The organism is Pseudomonas sp., from assembly GCF_049645325.1.
Taxonomy (GTDB): domain Bacteria; phylum Pseudomonadota; class Gammaproteobacteria; order Pseudomonadales; family Pseudomonadaceae; genus Aquipseudomonas.
The window spans coordinates 1-6,831 of the sequence record NZ_JBARTQ010000121.1 but is presented as its reverse complement, the minus strand read 5'-3'; the positions used below and the strand labels follow the sequence as shown (position 1 = coordinate 6,831).

General features: G+C 63.3%; 7 protein-coding genes. 3 read left to right on the top strand and 4 right to left on the bottom strand.

All coding sequences use genetic code 11. The features are described from left to right. Positions 1-26: 26 nt before the first annotated feature. The 3 genes from WBB95_RS05230 to WBB95_RS05220 all read right to left on the bottom strand — a co-directional run bounded on the left by WBB95_RS05230 (position 27) and on the right by WBB95_RS05220 (position 2,903). Positions 27-1,001 carry a biotin-dependent carboxyltransferase family protein gene (locus WBB95_RS05230; protein ID WP_424486591.1) on the bottom strand — a complete coding sequence of 325 codons (975 nt, stop codon included), beginning with the start codon at positions 999-1,001 and terminating at the stop codon, positions 27-29. Further along, complete coding sequence (locus WBB95_RS05225; protein ID WP_424486590.1) at positions 998-1,876, bottom strand: 5-oxoprolinase subunit B family protein; 879 nt, start codon at positions 1,874-1,876, stop codon at positions 998-1,000. The genes WBB95_RS05230 and WBB95_RS05225 overlap by 4 nt, the downstream gene beginning before the upstream one ends. 253 nt (positions 1,877-2,129) lie before the next feature. After that, entirely contained in the window at positions 2,130-2,903 is a 774-nt protein-coding gene (locus WBB95_RS05220) for a 5-oxoprolinase subunit PxpA (RefSeq protein ID WP_424486589.1), read from the bottom strand. A gap of 234 nt (positions 2,904-3,137) precedes the next feature. Here WBB95_RS05220 and WBB95_RS05215 point away from each other — a divergent pair, with 234 nt between their 5' ends. Then, positions 3,138-4,055 carry a LysR family transcriptional regulator gene (locus tag WBB95_RS05215; RefSeq protein WP_424486588.1) on the top strand — a complete coding sequence of 306 codons (918 nt, stop codon included), beginning with the start codon at positions 3,138-3,140 and terminating at the stop codon, positions 4,053-4,055. Here WBB95_RS05215 and WBB95_RS05210 read toward each other — a convergent pair. Further along, positions 4,052-4,948, bottom strand: a complete 897-nt coding sequence (locus WBB95_RS05210) for a LysR family transcriptional regulator (protein WP_424486587.1) — start codon at positions 4,946-4,948, stop codon at positions 4,052-4,054. The genes WBB95_RS05215 and WBB95_RS05210 overlap by 4 nt on opposite strands. 104 nt (positions 4,949-5,052) lie before the next feature. Here WBB95_RS05210 and WBB95_RS05205 point away from each other — a divergent pair, with 104 nt between their 5' ends. After that, positions 5,053-5,811 carry an SDR family NAD(P)-dependent oxidoreductase gene (locus WBB95_RS05205; RefSeq protein ID WP_424486586.1) on the top strand — a complete coding sequence of 253 codons (759 nt, stop codon included), beginning with the start codon at positions 5,053-5,055 and terminating at the stop codon, positions 5,809-5,811. Between the two features lie 50 nt (positions 5,812-5,861). Next, complete coding sequence (locus WBB95_RS05200) at positions 5,862-6,767, top strand: LysR family transcriptional regulator (RefSeq protein WP_424486585.1); 906 nt, start codon at positions 5,862-5,864, stop codon at positions 6,765-6,767. Positions 6,768-6,831: the final 64 nt, after the last annotated feature.

Below are 6,831 nucleotides of genomic sequence, written 5' to 3'. Positions count from 1 at the left end.
AGCTCCCACATTGGGTTTACGTGTCGTCAGTTATTGAACAGTCCCGCCATCGCCTTCAGCCGCTTTTTGTACACCCGCCGCGCCTCCAGCGCGTCTTCCAGCGTCACCGCCACAAACCCCGCCCTTTGATTCGGCTGCATCTGCCCGATCAAGTCCAGGTCCGCACTGATCACCGTGCCAATCATTGCGTAGCCACCGCCCGAGACCGCATCGCGGTGCAGCACAATCGGCTCCAGCCCGGCCGGTACCTGGATCGAGCCGATGGGGTAGCAGCTGTCGACGATATTCGACGGGTCCGAGCCCGCGCCGAACGGCTGCTCGCGTGGCTGAAAACTCAATGCACTGCCGCCCTTGAAGCGGTAGCCAATGCGGTCTGCCTCGGAACCCACGGTCCATGGCTCGGCAAAAAAGCTGCTTTTGGCGGCGTCGGTCAGGCGTTCGTAATACAGCCCCGGCACCACCCGCAGGGTCACATCGCCGCCGACCGAGCGGCGCAAGGCCATGGGCAAGCTGTTGCCCGCACGCCCCAATCCGCTTGGCTCGCCGATGGGCAATTCATCGCCCGCCTGCAAACGCCGACCGTGGAACCCGCCCAGCGCACCGAGGGTGTAGGTCGAGCGGCTGCCCAGCACCACCGGCACGTCTATGCCGCCCGCTACCGCCAAGTAAGTGCGCGCACCCGCCTTGGGGAATTCAAAGCGCAGCACCTGCCCGGCGCGTACCTGGAAGGCGGTGTCCTGATGCACCACTTCACCGTCCAGGCGCGGCGACATCAAGGCACCGCTGAGTGCCACCAGCGCGTCCTGCTGGAACGCCAGTTCGGGGCCAATCAACGTGCATTCCAAACCTGCCGCACCGAGCGGGTTACCCACCAGGTGGTTGGCCGCGCTCAATGCGTATTGGTCCAGCGCACCCGAGGGCGGAATGCCCAAGTGGTAGTAGCCTTCACGGCCAAGGTCTTGCACGGAGGTGGCGAGGCCGGGTTTGAGCACCTTGATCATGCCAGCGCCTCCTGCAGGGTTTTCGGGTAGCCGACGGGGTCGGCGAGAAAGGCGTCGAGGGAAAATTCCACCGGCCGGATGCGCAGGTCGAAACGGCCCGCGTCCACCTCGGCAACGGCCACGTCGTAGGCGTCACGGTCCACGGGTTTGAACTGCACAATGTCGCCGGGCCGGAAGAACACCATGTGTTCCTTGAGGTAAGCCAACTGTTGCGCCGGGTCGTAGATCGGCGCCGGTGTCACCCCGAACATCTGGTACCCACCGGCGCCGCGCACCGAGTAGATACAGCCGAAACAGCCGCCATGGCCGAGGGTGAGCTTCGGCGTGTCGGTGCGTGGGCGCAGGTATTTGGGCACCTGCAATTGTCGTTCGCGCTCGACCATCTGGAACATGAACGGCAAGCCCGCGACAAACCCGACCATCGACACAAACCACGGCGCGCCACTGTGGGCGGCGATAAACGCGTTCACGTCGGCCAAGCCGTTAATGCGCGCGGCGTATTCCAGGTCGGTGCCGCTGGGGTCTTGATGGCGGTCGCGAAAACGCATCAGGGTTTCATGGGTCCAGGGGTCGTTATAGAGCACCGGGATCTCGATGATGCGCGTGTGCAAGGTGCGCTCGGCCACGGCCTGGGCTTCGGCGCTTTGTACGGCGTCGAGCAGTACGTGGGGCGCAATACGGTCGGGGTCGAAGCGAATCTGGAACGACGCGTTGGCCAGGCACACATCCAGCACACCTTCCAGGGCCAGGCGCTCCACGGCGCGGGTCACGGCCATGCCTTTGAAAAAGGCCTCCAGGGACATGCTGTCGCTGACCTCGGCGAACAGGTGTTCATCACCGCCGAAGCTGTAGCGGATGGGGGACGTTTGAGCCATGTCTGTTCCTCTTGGAATCATTGTAGAAAGGCAGGCAAAAAAGGGTGAATGGCAAGCGATCTTGTGTGGCAGCGGGCTTACTGTCGCCAGCGGACTTTTTTTGTAGTGAGCGAGCTTGCCCCGCGCTGCGGCGCGTAGCGGCCCTGAAACCAGGCGGCTCTGTTCTATCTGAAACGGGCGGTGTGTTTATTGGGGCTGCTGCGCAGCCCAGCGCGGGGCAAGCCCGCTCACCACAAAAGGCCGCGCGCTAAAGCTAGGCGCTCACAACGGCAAGCCTGTTCCTGACTTCAATGCCCGCTTGATCCAGCGCTTCGCGGGTGGCTTCCACCAGTTCCAGCGCGCCGGGGGTGTCGCTGTGCAGGCAGATGGAATCGAACTCGATCAGCAGGTCTTCGCCTTCGACCGTGCGTACCCGCCCGGTCTGGCACGCGCGCAGGACACGCGCCGCCACCGTCGCAGGGTCCAGCGCACGCACGTGGCGAGTAAACACGATGGAGCCGCTGAGATCGTACTCACGGTCGGCATAAAACTCGCGCACAACCGGCTGGCCGAGTTCCTGCGCGACGCGCCAGATCACCGAATTGGGCATGCAGTACAGCAGCAGTGTTGGCTCGATGATTTGCAGGTTTTGCACCAGCAGCCGCGCGGCTTCTTCGTCGCGGGCCAGGTGCATGTACAGCGCGCCGTGAGGCTTGATGTGTTGCAGGGTCACGCCTTGGGCACGCGCAATTTCGCGCAGGGCGCCGAGCTGGTAGAGGATGTCGTCCACCAGTTCCTGGGCCGGCGCGTTGATGTGCCGGCGACCAAAACCAACCAGGTCGCGAAAGCCCGGGTGCGCGCCAATGGCCACGCCCAGTTGCTTGGCGCGCTCGACGGTGCGGCGCATGGTGCCCGGGTCGCCGGCGTGGAAGCCGGTGGCGATGTTGGCCGAGCTGATGTAGGCCATCAGCTCCGCGTCGACGCCATCGCCGATGGTCCAGGGGCCGAAGCCCTCGCCCATGTCTGAATTGAAATCCACTGCCTGCATCAGGGCTGCTCCGCCAAAGGTGATGCTGGAAAGTAGGCCGGGGCTTGACCCCTTGGGAAGATCTATTATCAGATGGCCCATCTTCTGAAAATCAGATATGCACTGATCGTTCCCACGCTCTGCGTGGGAATGCAGCCCGGGACGCTCCGCGTCCGCGCTTAAAACCGTGACGCGGAGCGTCACAAGAGGCATTCCCACGCAGCGCGTGGGAACGAGCCGTTATCGGAGTGCTGAATGTCCCTGACCTTGCGCCAAGTCCGCTACTTCGTCGCCACTGCCGAGATCGGCCAGATTTCCCAGGCGGCGATTCACCTGAACATCTCCCAGTCGGCGGTGACCACCGCGATCAAGGAACTGGAGGCCATGCTTGGCGTGCAGCTGTTCGTGCGTTCGGCCCAAGGTATGAACCTCACCGACGCCGGGCGGCATTTTCTCAACCGTGCCTATGTGATCGTGCGCAGCGTGGAGGATGCACTGAACAGCCCGTTGCCGGACTACCGCGCCAGCGGCGTGCTGCGCGTGGCCGCCAGCTACACGGTGCTGGGTTATTTCCTGCCCCACCACCTGCAACGCATGGAGCACTGGCACCCGGATGTGACCATCGAGGTGTTCGAGCAAGAGCGCCAGGCCATCGAACACGGCCTGCTCGACGGCCAGTTCGACATGGCCGTGGTGCTCACCGCCAACCTGACGCACCCGGATATCGTTTCCGAAATCCTGTTCAATTCAGAACGCCGTCTGTGGCTGCCCAGCCATCACCCGCTGTGCGAGCGCGGCGCCGTCAGCCTCGCGGATGTGGCGCAGGAACCCTACATCCTGCTCACCGTCGACGAGGCCGAACACAGTGCTATGCGTTACTGGGAACAGGCCGGGCAAACGCCCAAGGTGCGCCTGCGCACCAGTTCCGTGGAGGCGGTGCGCAGCATGGTCGCCAATGGCAGCGGCGTGGCGATTCTGTCAGACCTGGTGCACCGGCCCTGGTCCCTGGAAGGCAAACGCATCGAAACCCTGACCGTGACCGACCCGGTCACACCCATGAGCGTGGGCCTGGCCTGGCACCGCGAACGCGCATTCACCCCGGCGATGCAAGCGTTCCGGGATTATTTCCACGACGCCTTCCTGGCGCCGCAGCAATTGTCGGCGCGGCGTTAGAGCTGGGCTTGCAAGGTGGCGGCCAGCCAATCCATGAACACCCGCACCCGTTGCGGTAAATGCCGTTGCCCGGCGTAGAGCAGGGACACATCCAGCGCCGGTGCCGGGTAGTCCGGCAATACCGCCACCAGTTCGCCGCTGGCAAGTTGATCGCGAATGCCCAGGGCCGGCACCTGGGTAATCCCGAAGCCACCCACACAGGCCGCCTTGTAGGCATCGGTGCTGTTGACCGTGACCCGCCCGGCCATGGGAATGCGGTGCACCTTGTTGCCCTGCACGTATTCAAACCCCGCCGAGCGTGAGCCCAGCGGTCGCACGTAATGCACCAGTTGATGGTTCGCCAGGTCGGCCAGGGTCAGTGGAACCCCATTGCGTTGCAGGTAGGCCGCACTCGCGCAGTTGATCATCGGCATGCTGCACAGCAACCGCGCCACCACCGACTGGTCCGGCTGCGCGCCCACCCGTAATACACAGTCAAAGCCTTCCGCCATCAGGTCGACCTGGCGGTCAGTGCTGCTGATTTCCAGCTCGATCAGCGGGTGCGCAGCCATAAACCCCGGCAGGCGCGGCAAGATCAATTCCCGCGCCATCACGTTGGGCATGTCCACGCGAATTCGCCCGGTGAGTTGCGCCTCATCCTGGCGAAACAGGCCTTCGAGTTCTTCCATGTGCGCGAGCAAATCCTTGCTGCGCTCATACAGCACGCGCCCGTCCTGAGTGGCCTGCACCTTGCGCGTGGTGCGCTGCAACAGGCGCGCGCCGAGCAGTTCTTCCAGCGCCTGCACATGCTCGGACACGGTGGAACGCGGTAAGCCCAGGCTCTCGCCCGCCTGAGTGAAACTCGACAACTCGGTGACCCGCACGAAGGTGCGCAACAGCTCAAGCTTGTTCATGGGATTGTTCGCCTTATCCGGGCAGTGATTCCGATATCGCTCTGTTTATCACGTTATGGGCGGACAAATACACTCAGTCCCACGACCACTCAGAGGAATTCAGCATGTCTCGTAAAATCGCACTGATCACCGGCGCCAGCCGCGGCCTGGGCAAAAGCGCCGCACTGCACCTGGCGGCACAAGGCGTCGACATCATCGGCACCTACCACAGCGCAGCGGCCGAAGCCCAGGCAGTCGTGGCCCAGATTGAAGCCTTGGGCAGCCGCGCCGCCATGCTGCAACTGGATGTGAGCAAGAGCGCCACCTTCAATGACTTTGTTGGCGAAATTGCCACGGTGCTCAAGGACGTTTTCGCACAGGACCACTTCAACTTTCTGGTCAATAACGCCGGCATCGGCGCCCACGCCAGCTTTGCCGAAACCACCGAGGAACAGTTCGACCAACTGGTGGCGATCCACTTCAAGGCGCCGTTTTTCCTGACCCAGAAACTGCTGCCGCTGATCAGCGATGGCGGGCGCATCATCAATATCTCCAGCGGCCTGGCGCGCTTCAGCCTGCCGGGCTATTCGGCGTATGCGTCGATGAAGGGCGCGGTGGAAGTGCTGTCGCGCTACCAGGCCAAGGAACTGGGCCCGCGCGGGATCACCGTTAACACCCTGGCGCCCGGTGCAATTGCCACCGATTTCAGCGGCGGTGCGGTCCGCGACAACCCGAATGTGAATGCGATGGTCGCCAACAACACCGCCCTGGGCCGCGCCGGGTTGCCGGACGATATCGGCGGGGCCATCTCGATGCTGCTGGCCGACGGCAGCCACTGGATCACCGGGCAGCGCATCGAAGCCTCGGGCGGCATGTTTCTGTAAGCATTCTGCGCTAGCATTCATGCCTTCAGATCACTGACAGGCAACCACTCATGAGTTTTGATCCAGGCTTGGCCGGCGGCATGGGTGTATTGGCGGCGGTCGTTGATTGCGGCAGTTTTGCCCGCGCCGCCGACAGCCTGGACATGACGCCCTCGGGGGTCAGCCGGGCGATTTCACGCCTGGAAAAACGCTTGGGCATTCGCCTGTTCGACCGCACCACCCGCTCGGTGCAATTGACCGACGAGGGGCGGCGTTTCTACGAGGAAATCGCTCCGCTGCTGGCGGGTCTCGAAGAGGCGGCCAACTCGGCCGCCGACAGCGCACTGACCGTGCGCGGGCGCTTGCGGGTGAACATCGACCCGTACTTTTCGCGGCTGGTCCTCGGCCCGGTGCTGGGCGACTTCATGCGCCGCTATCCGCAGTTGCAACTGGACCTGCATACCCGCGACCAGCTCGGCGATTTGGTGGCCGACGGTTTCGATTTGGCGATTCGCTTTGGCATCCCGCAATCCTCTTCGTTGATCGCGCGCAAGTTGATGGACGTGCGCGTGCTCACCCTGGCCTCGCCTGCCTACCTTGAGCAATACGGCCGGCCGGTCATTCCGCAGGACCTGGAAACCGGGCATATGTGCCTGGACTTTCGCGACTCGCAAACCGGCAAGCCGTTTGCCTGGGAGTTTCACCGCCCTGGCGAGCAATTGAGTGTGCGTACCAGTGGGCGCCTGGTGGTCAATGACGCGAGCACCTTGTACAGCGTGTGCGAGCATGGGCACGCGGTGGCGCAGATGCTTGATCTGGGCCTGGCGCCGGCGCTCAAGGCGGGGAGTTTGGTGGAGTTGTTTCCCGACTGGCCGGATGAGCGGTTTCCGTTGTATGCCTATTACCCGTCGCGGCATTTGCCTGCGGCCAAGGTGCGGGCGTTTCTGGATTTTGTGGGTTCGTTGAGGATGGGTTAGGTGTTTGCACGTTTGCTGGGGGCATATCCGTTATTTGGGTGATGGCTTGGATTGGTTCCGCTCT

Coding starts and splice junctions, on each gene's coding strand:
- WBB95_RS05215 (WP_424486588.1), top strand. CDS start 3,138: ATGTCCCTGACCTTGCGCCAAGTCCGCTACTTCGTCGCCACTGCCGAG.
- WBB95_RS05225 (WP_424486590.1), bottom strand. CDS start 1,876: ATGGCTCAAACGTCCCCCATCCGCTACAGCTTCGGCGGTGATGAACAC.
- WBB95_RS05205 (WP_424486586.1), top strand. CDS start 5,053: ATGTCTCGTAAAATCGCACTGATCACCGGCGCCAGCCGCGGCCTGGGC.
- WBB95_RS05200 (WP_424486585.1), top strand. CDS start 5,862: ATGAGTTTTGATCCAGGCTTGGCCGGCGGCATGGGTGTATTGGCGGCG.
- WBB95_RS05220 (WP_424486589.1), bottom strand. CDS start 2,903: ATGCAGGCAGTGGATTTCAATTCAGACATGGGCGAGGGCTTCGGCCCC.
- WBB95_RS05230 (WP_424486591.1), bottom strand. CDS start 1,001: ATGATCAAGGTGCTCAAACCCGGCCTCGCCACCTCCGTGCAAGACCTT.
- WBB95_RS05210 (WP_424486587.1), bottom strand. CDS start 4,948: ATGAACAAGCTTGAGCTGTTGCGCACCTTCGTGCGGGTCACCGAGTTG.